The 15089-nt window shown below is 44.9% G+C and carries 17 protein-coding genes; 1 reads left to right on the plus strand and 16 read right to left on the minus strand.

Annotated features, from left to right (window positions below):
* Positions 1-28 precede the first annotated feature (28 nt).
* From MSG35_RS14070 to MSG35_RS14110, 9 genes are all read right to left on the minus strand, one after another.
* On the minus strand, positions 29-970 hold the full coding sequence (locus MSG35_RS14070; RefSeq protein ID WP_248384344.1) for an ABC transporter substrate-binding protein: 942 nt from the start codon (positions 968-970) through the stop codon (positions 29-31).
* Between the two features lie 2 nt (positions 971-972).
* Positions 973-1848, minus strand: coding sequence for a metal ABC transporter permease (locus MSG35_RS14075; RefSeq protein WP_017067856.1), 876 nt, complete (start codon positions 1846-1848; stop codon positions 973-975).
* Positions 1848-2582 (minus strand): metal ABC transporter ATP-binding protein, encoded by a 735-nt coding sequence (locus MSG35_RS14080; protein WP_248384345.1) that lies wholly within the window; start codon positions 2580-2582, stop codon positions 1848-1850. Before MSG35_RS14080 ends, MSG35_RS14075 begins: the two co-directional genes overlap by 1 nt.
* Positions 2582-3517: a zinc ABC transporter substrate-binding protein gene (locus MSG35_RS14085; RefSeq protein ID WP_248384347.1), complete on the minus strand. Its 936-nt coding sequence runs from the start codon at positions 3515-3517 to the stop codon at positions 2582-2584. The genes MSG35_RS14080 and MSG35_RS14085 overlap by 1 nt, the downstream gene beginning before the upstream one ends.
* 45 nt (positions 3518-3562) lie before the next feature.
* Positions 3563-4138: a hypothetical protein gene (locus tag MSG35_RS14090; RefSeq protein ID WP_248384348.1), complete on the minus strand. Its 576-nt coding sequence runs from the start codon at positions 4136-4138 to the stop codon at positions 3563-3565.
* Positions 4135-4470 carry a hypothetical protein gene (locus MSG35_RS14095; RefSeq protein WP_102314044.1) on the minus strand — a complete coding sequence of 112 codons (336 nt, stop codon included), beginning with the start codon at positions 4468-4470 and terminating at the stop codon, positions 4135-4137. The genes MSG35_RS14090 and MSG35_RS14095 overlap by 4 nt, the downstream gene beginning before the upstream one ends.
* A 116-nt stretch (positions 4471-4586) precedes the next feature.
* Entirely contained in the window at positions 4587-5423 is an 837-nt protein-coding gene (locus MSG35_RS14100; RefSeq protein WP_248384349.1) for a DUF4198 domain-containing protein, read from the minus strand.
* A gap of 100 nt (positions 5424-5523) precedes the next feature.
* Positions 5524-6042: a DUF2271 domain-containing protein gene (locus tag MSG35_RS14105; RefSeq protein ID WP_248384350.1), complete on the minus strand. Its 519-nt coding sequence runs from the start codon at positions 6040-6042 to the stop codon at positions 5524-5526.
* 84 nt (positions 6043-6126) lie between these two features.
* A complete protein-coding gene (locus MSG35_RS14110) occupies positions 6127-6756 on the minus strand; it encodes a PepSY-associated TM helix domain-containing protein (RefSeq protein ID WP_050642846.1) in 630 nt (209 codons plus the stop codon).
* A 443-nt stretch (positions 6757-7199) separates the two neighbouring features.
* Between MSG35_RS14110 and MSG35_RS14115 the strand changes: the two genes are divergently transcribed.
* Positions 7200-7520, plus strand: a complete 321-nt coding sequence (locus MSG35_RS14115) for a hypothetical protein (RefSeq protein WP_050642847.1) — start codon at positions 7200-7202, stop codon at positions 7518-7520.
* Positions 7521-7663: 143 nt separating this feature from the next.
* On the opposite strand, the gene MSG35_RS14120 is transcribed toward MSG35_RS14115, so the two are convergent.
* The 7 genes from MSG35_RS14120 to MSG35_RS14150 all read right to left on the minus strand — a co-directional run bounded on the left by MSG35_RS14120 (position 7664) and on the right by MSG35_RS14150 (position 14874).
* Positions 7664-8842, minus strand: coding sequence for a BTAD domain-containing putative transcriptional regulator (locus MSG35_RS14120; protein ID WP_248384352.1), 1179 nt, complete (start codon positions 8840-8842; stop codon positions 7664-7666).
* Positions 8839-9459, minus strand: a complete 621-nt coding sequence (locus MSG35_RS14125) for an energy transducer TonB (protein WP_048612627.1) — start codon at positions 9457-9459, stop codon at positions 8839-8841. Before MSG35_RS14125 ends, MSG35_RS14120 begins: the two co-directional genes overlap by 4 nt.
* A gap of 19 nt (positions 9460-9478) precedes the next feature.
* Positions 9479-9883: a biopolymer transporter ExbD gene (locus MSG35_RS14130; RefSeq protein WP_004731145.1), complete on the minus strand. Its 405-nt coding sequence runs from the start codon at positions 9881-9883 to the stop codon at positions 9479-9481.
* Positions 9880-10440 (minus strand): MotA/TolQ/ExbB proton channel family protein, encoded by a 561-nt coding sequence (locus tag MSG35_RS14135; protein ID WP_004731144.1) that lies wholly within the window; start codon positions 10438-10440, stop codon positions 9880-9882. The genes MSG35_RS14130 and MSG35_RS14135 overlap by 4 nt, the downstream gene beginning before the upstream one ends.
* Complete coding sequence (locus MSG35_RS14140) at positions 10440-11816, minus strand: MotA/TolQ/ExbB proton channel family protein (protein WP_248384353.1); 1377 nt, start codon at positions 11814-11816, stop codon at positions 10440-10442. The genes MSG35_RS14135 and MSG35_RS14140 overlap by 1 nt, the downstream gene beginning before the upstream one ends.
* Positions 11816-12583: a DUF3450 domain-containing protein gene (locus MSG35_RS14145; RefSeq protein WP_017069119.1), complete on the minus strand. Its 768-nt coding sequence runs from the start codon at positions 12581-12583 to the stop codon at positions 11816-11818. The genes MSG35_RS14140 and MSG35_RS14145 overlap by 1 nt, the downstream gene beginning before the upstream one ends.
* Before the next feature lie 194 nt (positions 12584-12777).
* Positions 12778-14874 (minus strand): TonB-dependent siderophore receptor, encoded by a 2097-nt coding sequence (locus MSG35_RS14150; protein WP_248384354.1) that lies wholly within the window; start codon positions 14872-14874, stop codon positions 12778-12780.
* Positions 14875-15089 lie beyond the last annotated feature (215 nt).

The raw sequence follows: 15089 nt of genomic DNA on the forward strand, positions 1-15089 counted from the left end.
GTACTTTTTTCATTACGTGGTTTATTAGCTAACTTATTTTAGCCACTTTACCTTTGAAAGGCTGAACTTCCCAGCGTGCAAACGGCGATTTTGCATTAATCCCCGCTCGTCCCCAACGGTCAACGGAATCAACCACTAAGATACGCTCGTTAGGTACTAGAGACTTAATTAAGTTAGTTGGCTTTTTCGCTGTGACTAACCATAGTGCATCGTCTTCTGAAAACATCGCTTTGAGTTTAGCTTTGTCTTGTTCTGTCCATTCCAGTTCAGCTTTGAACATACGTTCTTCAACAAACAGTTGAGTACCTGAAGCGAAATCTTCCAAGCTTTCTGAAAGCAACAATACTGAATCTACATCGTTATCCAGTAAGACTGCTTGTTGCTTGTTAATCAGTTCACGCACATCAAGCATTACACGCTGTAGGTTGCTATCAATGGTCTCAGCTTGCGCTGGCCACAATAACTTAAAGTCATCAGCAACAATCACCGCCATGCGCGTTAAGTTGGTTGGGTTTAACCATGCGTATTTAGACACAACGCCATTTGATAACGTCAGCGCGGCAACACCTTGAGCACGCGGTGTGATCGCTTGAGCAGCATCCACTTCAACCAAACGGATATTGCCCTGTCTTGCGTAAACAAAAGTTGGGTCAGCTTGCCAGATGGATGACAACGTTAATGCTACGGTCGCCTTTTCTCCTGATTGAAGGACTTTGCTTGCGCCCTTTGTACCAAACCAATTTGGCAGACGATCAATGCCGTAGCGTTTTGGTGGCAGATATTCGGTGGTAATGTCAGTGCCTTTGGTTAGCTCTGTCGCCAAGGCATAAGTCACAGGCGTACTGGTGAGGATATCCTCGGCATTAGCACTGATAGACACCATTGAGCCAGCCAACAATAAGCTAGTTAGTGCGCCTACTTGAGTCGTTGCCTTCACTGAACTTGAGATACGATTCATTAAAGAAGTCATGATTATGCCTTTCTTACAATTCGGTATAGCGTTGCCGCTAAGAAAAATGTCGCAGAAACGATGATGATTGAAGCGCCCGAAGGTACTGGTAGTTTCAATTCCATAGGTAAGACGGTTCCAACTAAACACGCGACCGTTGCCAGTAAAGCCGACAGCAAAACGAAGCTTCCCATGCGTTTAGTTAGCAATCGAGCGGTAGCACCTGGGATCAGCAATAACGCACCAACGAGTACCGCACCCACAATCTTCACCGCTGCAATCGTCACTAAGGTGATCATCATGACAAACAAGTAGTCGTAGAAACTGGTGTTATAACCACGAACCTTGGCAATATCAGGGCTGATACAGGTCAAAAGAATACGGTTGAACGTCGGTATCAAGAGCAAAATAATGATCGCGCAGCTGCCCGCGAGAATTGCTAAGTCTTGGTCTGTTACCGTCAAAATCGAACCAAACAGTACGTTCTCAAGCATGTGAATGTTGATCTTGCGCGCCACGTACATCAGTAACGCCGCACCCACTGCCAGTGCTAAAGCAAGGAAAACGCCAACTAAGGTATCGTATGGCACATTGGTTCTGTTTCTTACAAAGTGAAGAAGCAGCGCGAAGATCATACAGAAGCTAAACAGACCAATAATTGGGTTTTCTGGTGGCTCGCCAAGCAACACACCAATGGCGATGCCGGTTAATGCCGCGTGGCCTACCGCTTCAGAGAAGAACGCCAGACGCTTAGCAATCACCAAAGTACCAAGGCCACCTAGTAACGGGCCCAGTAACAATGCAGCAACCAGTGCATTGACCATGAACGCATACATGAAGCTGTCAGATAACCAACCCGCTTCAACACCACTTACGGCAAGTTGTCGTAGCCAATCCATTACGCAACCTCCTTCGGTTTGTTCATCGCAGCACCACTGCTGTAGTGCTGGAATAAGCTTTCAATCTTACTTGGGTGTAGTACCTGTTCGTGTGGACCACTATCCACCAAGAATCGATTCACAACATGTACATTGGCTTCAAGGCGACGTACTGCGGTTACATCGTGATGAACCGCAAGGATCGTGCGACCCTCGTCAACACATTCACGAATCAGCGATTCAAGATAACGAACGCCTTGTTCATCCATACCGGTCGTTGGTTCATCCAACACCAGTAGACTTGGGTTATCCAATAGCGCTTGAGCAAACAACACACGTTGCTGCTCACCACCCGATAACTGTCCCATTCGGCGATCGCTACGTGTCGCCATACCCACACGATCCAATTGCGCGAGTGCGAGATCCAACTGCTTAGACTTACGACGCCAAAATAGCGGGATTCGAGTTTGGTTAAGCAGTACGAAATCCATTACCGTCAGGGGTAAGCTCGATTCGAAAGTCGCTTTTTGTGGAACGTAACCAATACTTGGCTTTTCTGGCCAATGAATATTGATTTGCCCAGAGAAAGGCGTCAATCCAAGAACAGAGCGCAGCAAAGAGGTTTTACCACCGCCGTTTGGCCCCATGATTACATGGCACTCACCCGATTTAAGTTCTAGTGAGATATCGTCAAGAATGACGTTGTTGTCATATTGCAGACCGAGTTGATTGATTGAAATCGATGGACCTAACATTATGCGTTCCCGCTTTTAGCTTGGTTCGCAGCCGCAAATTTCATTGCTTCTATTAACGTCTCTAGGTTCTTTTTCATCTCAACTTCAACTTTGTCGTCTTGATATTCGCCGTGCGTCATGTGAGAAAAACGGTAAAGCTGAACGCCAGTTTCCGCTTCAATCGTGTCAACAAAACGGTTTGGCATGTTTAGCTCGTAGAACAGTACATCAATGCCCGATGCGCGGATCTTTTCGATCGTCTCTTGCAGCTGACTCGCACTTGGCTCAACACCGTGTGCAGGCTCAATAACCGCCGCGACATCCACACCAAACTCTTGAAGAATGTAGCCATACGCATTGTGCGTAGTCGCTACCTTCATACCTGATGTATCTAGCTCACCTAATGACAACATCGCATCGCGCTTCATAAAGCGAAATTGCTTTGCGTATTTACGTGCATTCTTACGATAAAAAGCCGCGTTGTCAGGGTCGAGCTTAGATACTTCACTCGCGATGGTGTAAACCTTTTGAATTGTTGTCGAAAGTCCAACAAACGTGTGCGGATTCACCGCGCCTTGACCCACAGACTGGCCTAATGCTGGAAGTAAGGGCACTTCTTTGTTCGCTTCGATCACCACTAAGTCATCACGTTGCGCAGCTGAGATTACTTTTAGTGCGAAGTCGTCATGGCCAATACCGTTTACCACGATGGCGTCCATCTGGCTCAATCGCTTCAAGTCGTTCGGTTGTGGCAAGTAGTTATGCGGATTAAAGCCAGCATCAACCAAAGGAAGGATGTTCACTTTGTCACCCACCACGGCTTTTACGTAGCTGTAGTAAGGCTGAAGGGTTATGCCAATCGTCAGCTTATCGCTGTCGACCTTGTATTCTTTTGCCAATGCATTGGGTGTCATTAACACCGTCAATAACGACATCAATAGAGTCATAATTCGCATAGTAATTCTCTTATTATTAGTGAGCATTTTTATAAGCCGGATTGTTTAATGAGAAGAAGCATCATGCTGCTCAACTTCTGATTCATTGACGACCATTTTCCAGCCCGCAGATTCAAGTGCGTTCTCATCAAAATTAGTCGGTTGACTTGCTACGCCACCCAGGTAAATCCAGATTTCAGGAGAAACGCTGTTGGCGTTCAAAATAAAGGAATCAGCGAAGCCGTGTTCGGTTGGCGTAGCTTGTTCACTTGGTGCAGAAAAGTAATAACCACGAGCGTCTAATAACCAAGTATGAGAACCTTTGCGCTTCCAACTCTGGTCTTCTACAAATGGCGCGACCCATTCTTCTTTAAGTGACGCAACACTTGGCCATTCGCCGTCAGAGTCCATATGAAGGTCGCGAATCTCTTCATGAGCCAAGCGAAGCTCTGATAACATCGCCAAGTTTTCTTGCTCGACATCGGTCACTAAGATTTGATGATCAAGTACCGCTTTGATATGCGATTCTGCTTGATGAAATGGGATAGCAACCGTGGCAAAGCTCAGAATGAACACAATGATCAGCCCTACCCATTTGCCTTCTCTGCCGCCCGTGTCAGCACGTACGCCTTGAATCATCATTTTTCTCTGATCTCAACAACGTCTACTTCAACAGGAAACTCGTGGCCTGAATCAAACACAAGGTAGAACTCAGTGTCAGGGTTTGGAAACTCAACAATAGAGCGCTTATCCGTCATCTCTTTTGCAATCAAGTTGTCTTCGTAGTCATACATCTCAACCGCGTAATCAATCGCTTTACTACCGTCTGAATAGCCCGCTTCGCAAGCCACAGTTTTGCCTTCAAACCAGCAGCTCATCAATGGAAAGTGTGCTTGCGCAGGTAATGCAGCGAAACCAAGTCCCAGAGCCAAGCATGGAGTGATTATCGATTTTAGTTTTGTTTTTATTGTCATGGTTCGTACCCTAGCCACAGTGCTAATTCTCAGTAGTAAACTGAGCGATAAAGGGCTCAAATGAGCCCTTAAGTTTTTTGGTTGCTTAATCAGGGATCTAGCCCCGACATCACAGACTATTGAAGCAGTGCTTCGAACGTTAGGTGAACGTTCGCGCTTGCTTTGTCTGCCAGTGGGTTGTCAATCAACTCACCTTTGTAGTTCGCTTTCATTACGTAACGACCCGCTACATCTGGAGTGAACGTGATTTCGCCGTTCTCGTCGCTCACTACATCAATCTGTTCTTGGTGGTTGCGGTAAAGCGTGCCTTCACGAGTGATCTCAGCTTTCACGTCTTTTTGAATTTCACCGTTGTAGAAGAATTGGAACGTGACTGGTTCGCCTTCAACGATGTCTGAAGGGTGTGTCACAGGCTTCATTTCTAGAAGCTTCCCTTCAATTTTGAATACTGAATCCGTTGGCTTACCTACTGTGATGTAGCTTTCAGCACGAGTGAAGCTGATTTGTGTTACCACGTCACGTGATTTTTCAGGAAGTACAGAGTCACGTTCCGCTTTGTTTGCTTTGATCCATTTCACAGTGTCACGACGGCCCGCTTTGTACTGTGTGTAGTAAGATGGCTGGTTGTTAATTGCAACTTTGTGTGTGCCTTCTTCTTCAAAGTAGAAATCGAAGATTGAACGACGTTTACCGCGAACAACAAAGTTAGGACGCTCGCTACGGCCATCAGGCATGATGACATGTGCATTTTCGCTGCCTGCAGGCTTATCAAAAACAAACGTACCGTGAGACGCAGTCACATCGAACGTTAGCCAATCACCGCCTTCTTTCGATACGGTAAAGTGTGATGGCAAAATCCAACGTGGGTGAGCTTGTGCCGTTGTCGTTGCTACTAGGCCGAATGCCATCACACCCGCTAGAGCAAGTGCTTTGATTTTTGTCTGTTTCATCATGTTCAATTCCATTATTTATAATTGTTAGCCGTGTCGCTCTATCTGAGCCTACGATGACCACTGTCTATTCTGTTCTGCTTGGTTTTACTGTTCGCACTTACTATTTAGCGATGTAATTCAGTGTGATTTCACCCGTCTCTTCTGTTGCCTTTAGCTCATAAGAAGCGTTTGAATCTGTGAGTGATACTTTTTGACGAAGATAGTTACGGCCGCCGTGTTCACGAACAACTTCGATATGAACCGTGTATTCGCCTTGCTCTAGATCTTGACCGTCATCGCTCTTACCATCCCAAACAAAGCGGTACTTGCCAGCAGGACGCGTTGCGGATGTCACGGCGTCAACGAGCTCACGGTCGTAACGTCCAACTTTTCTCCACCAGCTGCGTAAATCTTTCAGCCATTCATCTTTACCGACCCAAAGCTCAATGGTTTTCACTGACTTTCGTTCGCTGTTCTCTACCCACACCGCCACATAAGGACGCGCATACATAGAGGTATCAATCTTTGGAAGCTCGAAGCTGACATCAAGTTTTGCCGTATCAGGAATCGCTTGTGCCATACCTAGGCTTGGCAAAAGTGATAAAGCAAGAAGCGCCTTGCTCCAGTTCATTTTTTTCATGTTTAACAACCTTTTAAATCCGTTTAACCTTTAATTCGTTCTTCAAGCTGATTCATCAAACCGCTTCATCAAGCTAATTAAGGGTTAAGGTACGGCGACAAAATAGATAGCAAGTGAGATTGCAGAGCCAAATACCGTCCATTTAATGGAGGTGTTGAGTGTTTTTTTCTTAGGTAACAGTAAGCACACGCCGGTAAGTACAAAGAAGACCATCAATAGTGCAGTGATATCGATGAACCATTTCCACACCTCACCGCTGTTACGGCCTTTATGTAGGTCGTTCAACAGTGCAATCGCGCCGTAGTTCGTGGTTTCGACCTCGACCATTTCAGATGTCACATCAACAAATACAGACGCGTTGTAACCTGGTCCTTTGAAGTCCATAGACACTTCACCGATCAGCAACTCACCGTCTTCAATTTCGGCGTAGATGTCTAAACCAGAAGGAACACCGGATAAATTAGCCTCTTCAAACAGAAATGCTTCGAAGGCATTTTCATCGGCTTTTAATCGCCCGTCTTGGATCGTGAACAAACTCGTAGGAAGCTCTAAAGTAGAGCGTTGGATATTAGGTTGGCTTGACTCAAATAACTCAGGTCGATTCAGGGTGATACCTGTCACTGAGAAGAAAAGAACAACGAACAGAAGTGCCATTGAAATATAAACATGAAGTCGACGAGCCCATGATTGAACCGCCCTACTTTTTAACGACATACAAACCAATACCTATAAATTTTATGGCGTCAATTTAGTTGATAATCATTCGTATTGGCATTCAATTTACATTGTTTACGTTTGCCGAGCGGCGTAAGGAAATTTACATAACATTACATGGGAAGTAATCGAACTGTATGCATATTCTTGCTAACTTGTACTAAAGGGAATGGATAGCTTGTATTTGAGGTCATCGATAGTAAGGTCAAACCTCAAAAAGTCTCAATATCAACATGCTTGATTGAGGTTGGTTTAAGTTAGCAGTTGTGGCTTTAAGGAATGAAAGTTGGGACTATTTAAGCTTCGTGACTATTAACCTTTGGGGCTATTGGATCATTTTGAAGATCATACACAAACGGCGGACTCTTCGGTTGATGCGGTTTGTTAAATACAGACGAATAACCGATTTAACGATAGCTAATTAGGCTTAAAGGGATTTTGAAATGCGTATTATTGTTTTGGCTTTTACCGCGCTCGTAACAGCGTGCAGTAGCCAAATGAGCAACACAGAAGAGCACGTCCAAGAATACATCGGTTCAAACATAACCGATGCACAAGAGCAGTATCTAACCGAACGCTCACGCCCTATTAGCTTTTGGGCATCTCGAAACTATGCTTGGGTTGAGACGAAGAAACCACTAGACAATGGTTACACTTTACATGCCTTTAAGAACCCTTATCGTGACTGCACCATTAACTGGGTCGCTAACACCAGTGGCGCAATTCAAAGTGCAACGCTTAGTGGCACGATGTGCGAGCCTTAGTCAATCCAGTCCAACCGAGCAATAACGCTAGATGAGCTTAAGTCGCTAGAATTAAAAAGGGTGTCATTTGAACGATCAAATGACACCCTTTTGCTTGTGTTGGTTCTTATGTGCTGTTCTTGTCTTCTGTTTGCGATGAGCGGTTAAACGTTTCCGTTGTCGCTTACCGTTCTAAGCTGAGTCAGGTATTTAATCCAGCCTTTTGCCTCAGAAGATGGCTCAATGTTGTTCGCACGCTTGGCTTGAGCAAGGGCGTTATCAAGATTCTTTAACTTGTACCATGAACGCACTTTCGCTAACGCAACGTCGGCTTGTTTGTTTTTGTCTTTCACTTTATCTAAAACAACCAGAGCTCGGTCGTAGTAACCTTGCTGAACCAATAGCTGAGCCACATTCCAATGATACTGAGTGTCTTTTTTAGACGCTAACGTCCACACTTCAATCGCATTGTCCCACTCTTTCGCTAGCTGCCAGTAGGTTGCTTGCTCTGCTAGAAGTTGAACGTCGCTGCTCGCATCATCTAGCTTACTAATTTCTTGTGCTGCGCGCTCTGGAATACCACGTTTCGCGTAAAGCTGTGCAAGCAAGCGGCGATCTGAGTTCTTCAAATCAACACCTTGTAGATCAGCTAGCGCTAGCGTGTTCAATGCATCGCGGTTACGTTCTAGTCTTAACTGAATACCCACAAGTTGACGCCACCAGTTGTCTTTTTCTGGTTGGAGTTCAATGAGGCTTTCCAGTGTAGGAATCGACTGTTTCCACTGCTTTAACTGAAGCTGTGCGCCCAGTTTTAGCGATAGAGGTGATAACTCTTGTTTTGAATTGAACTTGTCGTGATTACCGATGGCCACTAGGACTTTCGACCAGTTTTCAATTTGGTATTCAGCTTGTGCAATTCGCATCCAAAGCGTGTCTTTCTTTTCTTTTTCTGGCGCTGTTTTAACTAACTCGTAGTAGTGTGGAAGCGCGTTTTTAAACTGCTGATCGTTCAACAATAAATCAGCCAGCATTCGCTTGGTTATCCAAGCCTGCTCATCGACTAACAAATTCGTATCAACGGCATAAGTTAGCTGCTTAATCGCCACGTCAGTTTTGCCATCTTGCCAGTAAAACACACCCAACATACGAGCTACGTATGCTTTGTCGTAACCTTTAGAAAGCTCCAAACTTGCAAGTACATCAATTGCCTGTTTAACATGTTCATCTTGAGCAAGCTTATGCGCCTTTTGAACACGAATGGCAGTATATTGAGATAGCTCTTGCGCTTGTGTTGTAAGGGGCATTAACAACAAGCCCACTAATATCCATATCTGTTTCATCATTTTGCCAACTTAAACTCTAGTTTCACGGTTTGACCAACCTGAGCTATCGCTTTTCCATCGACGACTTTTGGTTGATATTTCCATTTTTTAAGTGCTCTCATCGCTTCACGTTCAAACATACGACGTGGGTTTGCGTCAGTGACTTGAATGTCAATTGGGCGTCCCGTTTCGTCGATGGTAAAAGACATAATGACATGGCCTTCAGCGCCACGCTTCAGCGCTTTAGCTGGGTAACGAGGTTCTACTCGATACAGAGGCATTGCCTGTTGGTTTGACCCAAAATCAGAAAATGTCGGAGCGTTAATCGCTAGGCCGTCAATGGATGTATTCAAATCTAAAGAAGGCAGTGAAGACATCGAATTCAGAGGCGTAACTTCAGCTTGTGACTGTGACGTTTGCGCTTCCGGTGGCGGCTCTGGCATTTCTGGTTTTTCAGGGACTGCACGTTGTCTTCTTTGAACTTCTTGTTCTTGTTCCACCATGACCATGTTGAAACTTAACGTTTCACTGTTGTCTGGTGAACGTTGGTGGCCATTATCGACCATCCAAGCCATAAAAGAAAACAGAGCTAAGCCCAATGCACCCGCTAGAGGTAAAGCAAGAAATAGGCGAATCATTTATGAAGATCCTCCAAGATCATCGCTTTTCAGCAGCAAGCGCGATGTTTTTAACACCCGCACCTTTAGCGGCGTCCATCACTTTAACAACCGTACCGTTGTAAGCGTGTTCATCCGCTTGAATAACCAAAGAAGCATCAGGTTGTTCTAGCAACAAGTGTTCTAACGTTGCTTGGACACGTTCAACATCAACAACACGTTTATCGATGAAGATGTCATTCGCAGAAGTAATCGCAACAAAGATGCCCGCATCCTTTTGGCTTACTACGTTAGACGCTTGTGGGCGATTGACTTCAACCCCTGATTCGCGAACAAATGAACTGGTCACAATAAAGAAAATAAGCATGATAAATACAATATCAAGCATCGAAGTAAGGTCTATTTGAGCCTCTTCGTTTTTAGAATGACGTCGACCGAGTCTCATCGTTGACTCCTTAAAGATTTTTCTAATTTCAATTCTAAGCGGTTACACACTTTCGCTAAGCGAGCGTGAACAAACATGCCCGCTAGTGCAGCAACCATACCCGCCATGGTTGGCAGCGTTGCCAACGAGATACCTGAAGCCATCAATTTAGGGTCGCTGCTTCCTTGAGTCGCCATGACATCAAAAACAGAGATCATACCGGTTACAGTGCCTAACAAGCCCAGCATCGGACAAATAGCGACTAACAACTTAATAAAGTTCAAGTTTTGGTTAAGTAAGATACTCGCTTGCCCCAACCAACCTTCACGAATGGCTTTGGCATGCCAAGAAGAGTGATCTTCTCTTTCATGCCACTTAGTAATCCAAGCTTGGCGCTGCTTTGGAAAGTAGAACGCAAGATAAAGCACGCGTTCTACCACAAGCACCCAATATACTAGGACGACAGCCGCTAGCCACCACAGGACGAAACCGCCCTGCTCCATAAAGCTTGATAAAGACAGCAGCCAGTCACTCGTTAACCAACTCGCTGGTAATAGAGAACCCGACAAAATATCCATTACGCAGCAGTCCCAACTGGTGAAACAACAGCTTTTGATTCAACTGTCTTTTCTGCCTGCTCAGCAACAAGGCCAATACCCTGCTTCTCAAGAATATTACGAATGTTCTCTGACTGAGTGCTAAGAATGTTATGTGCTAATAGCAATGGCATTGCAGCAACTAGACCAAGCACCGTTGTTACAAGTGCCATCGAAATACCACCAGCCATAACTTTAGGGTCGCCATTACCAAACTGTGTGATCACTTGGAATGTTTCGATCATGCCGGTTACAGTACCTAGAAGACCTAACATTGGAGCAAGTGCCGCTAGAAGTTTTAGCATCGATAAACCTTTCTCTAGGTGAGTTTGTTCATCCACTACCGCTTCTAAAAGTCGTAGTTCTAGTGCTTCAACGGTTTGGTTTTGCTCTTTGTTGTAAACCGCAAGAACACGACCTAGAGGGTTATCACCCACTTGCTCTGGGTTCTTAAGTTGAGCGCGAATTTTCTGGCGAGCGATAGCCAAAGAAATACCACGAACTAATGCGATGATTAAGCCAATTGCAAGCAAGCCAAGAATCACTTTACCAACCACACCACCCGCTTGAAGGCGATCAGCTAGGCTTGGTGTTAGCGCTAGTTGCTCTAGCATGAACCCACGAGAAGGATCGACAACCACGTTAGACACGTCGCCATTCGCTAATGTAGATAGCGATGCTAAAGTTGGACCATTCGATGGCTGTTTCAGATACGCAATCGCATCTTCACGCTGAGTGTTCCAGCTAACATAGCCTTGGTCTGTTACTAGGCCGATTGAACCTAAACGATAAGCGTCGACAGTTTGTGTGTTGCCTTCACCATTGATGAATGCAATTTGAGATTTGCTAAGCTCAGAGCTCGCTTGGATCTGTTCAACCATGCTCATCCACAAACCGGTCAGCTGTGGCATTGAAGGCAGTGATTTAGCATCAATGATTTGATCAACAGTTGCAGTGTGTTCAGCGCGATCAACACTGTTCACTGTTGAGCTAAGTTCTGCACCGAGTTCTTTTGCGTTTTGACGAACGACACCGAACAGCTCACCTAAACTACCGGTTTCTAAACGCAGCTTCTCTTCTAAACGAGCAAGCTTGTTTTCGTTATCACTGAAGGTTTGAGTCAGAACATCTGTCGCACCTTGGATAGAGGTACGTTTCGCTTCAAGTTGCGCTTTGATCGCTTTCAGTTCTTGTTCTGTCTTTTTGAAATCAGCTTCACGCACTACGTTGTGAGAAGCTTGAGTTCGACTCTCTGATTTTGCTTTATTAACTAGCTGAGCCGTCGCGTCTGATGCTGAGAAAGCAGAAAATGAAATAGACGTAATGCAAAGCAATGCTGCTAATGGCTTTAGGTTCATTACTTAACCTCCGCAACAGTTAAAGAAACAGGTAAAGTAATTAGGCTTGGCGCCGCTTGCTGGCTTGCAATATCGTAAGCTTTATCTAGCTCAGACTTCATTGAAGAATCTAGCTCCTGCCACTGATTTTGTGTTTGATTCCAAGACCAGTATTGGCTGCCGTTTAGGTTACGAGCCACCAAAGAGATACGACCTAGGTGCAACACGTCAGCTTCAATCGTTCTGTCGCTGCTCAATGCAACACGACCTTGATACACACCCAGCTTAATGCCGTAGTCCATCTCAATTTGGTATGCCTCTAGGATGCGACGGTATTTCTCAGCATCACTTACGTCAGCACGAGTCATCATTGCTTGTAGCTTTTCTACTCTTTCTAGACGCTGTTCTTTCTTAATCGGCACGTCTTTCTCTACCAACTGTTCAAGACCATCGATCATTTGATACATCAATGGCACAACACCTTGGCGTGTGTATTTGATTTCTTCGATCTGCTCTTCAATGCTTTGAGCTTCTTGATTCTGGCTTTCAACCAATGCAGCAAGGTGATCGTGATAGATTTCTAGATTTTTCACTTCTTCTTGCAGACGCTCAATCTCAGCTTGCAGCATTAAAGTCGCTTGTGAGCTTTTATCAATAACCTTTTGGCTCGAAGCCGATGCGTTATTGGTCTTGTTTTGAATTGATTGAGCTTGATCCAAGCTGTTTGCCATAGAAGACGTTGCAACCAAACTGATGGCAAGCGCTAGGCTAGTTTTTAAAAGATTCATAATTGTAGTCATTTACTATAGAAGAAGGTCAAATACATTTTATTGATAAATACTATTATTGATAAGCACTCTCATTATCATTAAAAGTCACTCTCATTACTAGGGATATTTTTACTGAATAACAGAATCACGAAAGGGGAAAGCCGAAACTTTCCCCTTAGTATTTAAGCTAACAATAGTACCCTACTAACAAATTAGTATTTTACCTGTAAAGTCGCCATGTAGTTACGGCCTTCGCCAATTACTACGTCTTCAGCAAACTGGTGTTTTGAAGAAGTTGAACCGCCACCCGCTAGGTATTCTTTATCAAATACGTTCTCGACTGTTAGACGCGCTACGAAATCAAGAGAATCGTCGTACTTAAGCGTGTATGCAGCACCCATATCTACACGAGCGTAGCCGTCTTTCTTGAATGTGTTCGCGCTATCACCGTAACGAGAACCTTCGTAGATAAGACCTAGGTTCACATCCACTTCGTTTGTTGCAGCATAAGTAGACCAAACGCTTGCTGCGAACTCAGGTACGTCTACTGGACGGTTACCTTCATATGTTTCATGGTTAGTGATTTCAGCATCTAAGTACATTGCAGAACCAGACATTGAGAAGCGCTCTGAAATAAAGCCTTGTGCGGCTAGCTCAGCACCACGGTGAACTTGTTCGCCACCTTGTGTCTTCGTCCAATCACCTGATGCAGTGTCTTCTACATCCATTGAGATGTTTTCTTGGGTAATATCGAATACTGCACCAGAAACGAATAGACGCTCGTCCATCAGCTCCCACTTAGTACCGACTTCGTAAGATACACCCGTTGCTGCGTCAAGAAGTTCACCATCGTTGGTGTAGTTGCGGCTTCCGCTAGAAACAACACCTTGTGGTTCGAAACTTTCAGAGTAAGAAGCGTAGATACTACCGTTTGATGCTGGGTGGTAAATCACGCCAAGCTTAGGCGCCACGTTTTCTTCTGCTACGCCATCGCTTACTTTACGGTCGAAACGAGCACCAGCAAGAACTTGCCATTCATCATTGAGAGTAATCAAATCTTGGATGTAGAAGCCCCAAGTATCGTAAGTACTCATCTTACCTAGCGATGTTGGACCCACTGACGGCGCTGGTACTGTTGCATCTGGTGCGTATTCAGCGCTGCTGAAGCGATCCATACCACGATAATAGCTGTAGCCTAACCAGTTAGCACCGAATAATAGTTGGTGCTCCGTGCCTGCAAGATCAGCGGTTGTTGTTAGGTCAACATAAGCCGTTCTGAAACGCCATTTATCATGACGGTAGTTACCGCCTTGAGTCACGGTGCCCGTACCATCAGGGTTCATATTTTTAAAGCTTGGGTAGCTTTCCATATCGATACGTTCGAAATCTTGGTAGTTGAAACCTGTCTTTAAAGACCACGTGTCAGTCAGGTTAGCAGCAATATCAAAACCAACATTCTCAACATCATTCTCGATCTGTGACCACTGTGCATCCCAGATGTGCTTGTCGCTACCTACTCGGTTGCCGTCTAGCGTGTATAAAGCGCCAGAATCTACGCTACCTTCGTCGTTAGTTTTGTCGTAATGAACAGAAACTGTCACGTCTTCAGTTACATCGTAATCAACGAATACACCACCAACAAAACGTTCTGTTTGTGGTTCAGTTCCGTCACCATAAGTTCTCCAAGAGCCGTAGCTTTCTTTAGATAGAATCGCGCGACCACGTAGAGTTTCAGCGTCGTTCAAAGCGCCACTTACGTCTACCGTTGTACGAGAATGGTCATTAGAACCAATATCTTGGCTAACACTTACTTGCGTATCGTAAGTTGGCTTTTTGCTTACCATGTTGATCAAACCACCTGGTGCAGAAATACCGTAAAGAAGACCAGAAGGTCCTTTTAGTACTTCAACACGCTCTAGCAGTTCGATTGGTTGACGGTAGTGAGACCAATGTTGCTGGCCATTTTTAAGGAAGCCCGAAGAGCTTTCTACCGAGAAACCACGTAGAGAGAAACGTTCACGGTTACGGCTTGTACCGCCAGCACTTACACTCGCGTCATTTTTAAGCACGTCACCAAGCGTTGTTGCACGCTGCTCATCGATGATTTGCTCATCGATTACTGAAACTTGTCCCGGAGTCTCTAATTGAGTTGCCTCCATACGCATCGCTGTTGTGTTCGTGTCGGCTTTGTAACCGTAGTCACGACCTTCAACAACCATATGCTCGTCTGTTTTTACTGTTTCTGCCAATACTGCTGGTGAAGCTAATACTGCGCCGATCACTAAAGCCAATGGGCTCTTTGAAAACATGTCCTTTACTCCGCTTTTATTCTTTTAGACGAGCACTTTGTTAGTTATTCGATGTGCTCGCTGAACCGTTTCCGGTACCACTGAATCATTTCGGGAAAGAATATAAGTGATAATTATTACCATTTGCATTAAATTTACATTCTTTGCATTCGTAAAGTTTTGTAAAGGCGTGGCGGAAAGGCATTTTTATAAAGTTAAACAAACCCATTTCAATA

Origin of the sequence: Vibrio sp. 1CM23M, assembly GCF_023161755.1 — a bacterium.
Classification (GTDB): domain Bacteria; phylum Pseudomonadota; class Gammaproteobacteria; order Enterobacterales; family Vibrionaceae; genus Vibrio; species Vibrio coralliirubri.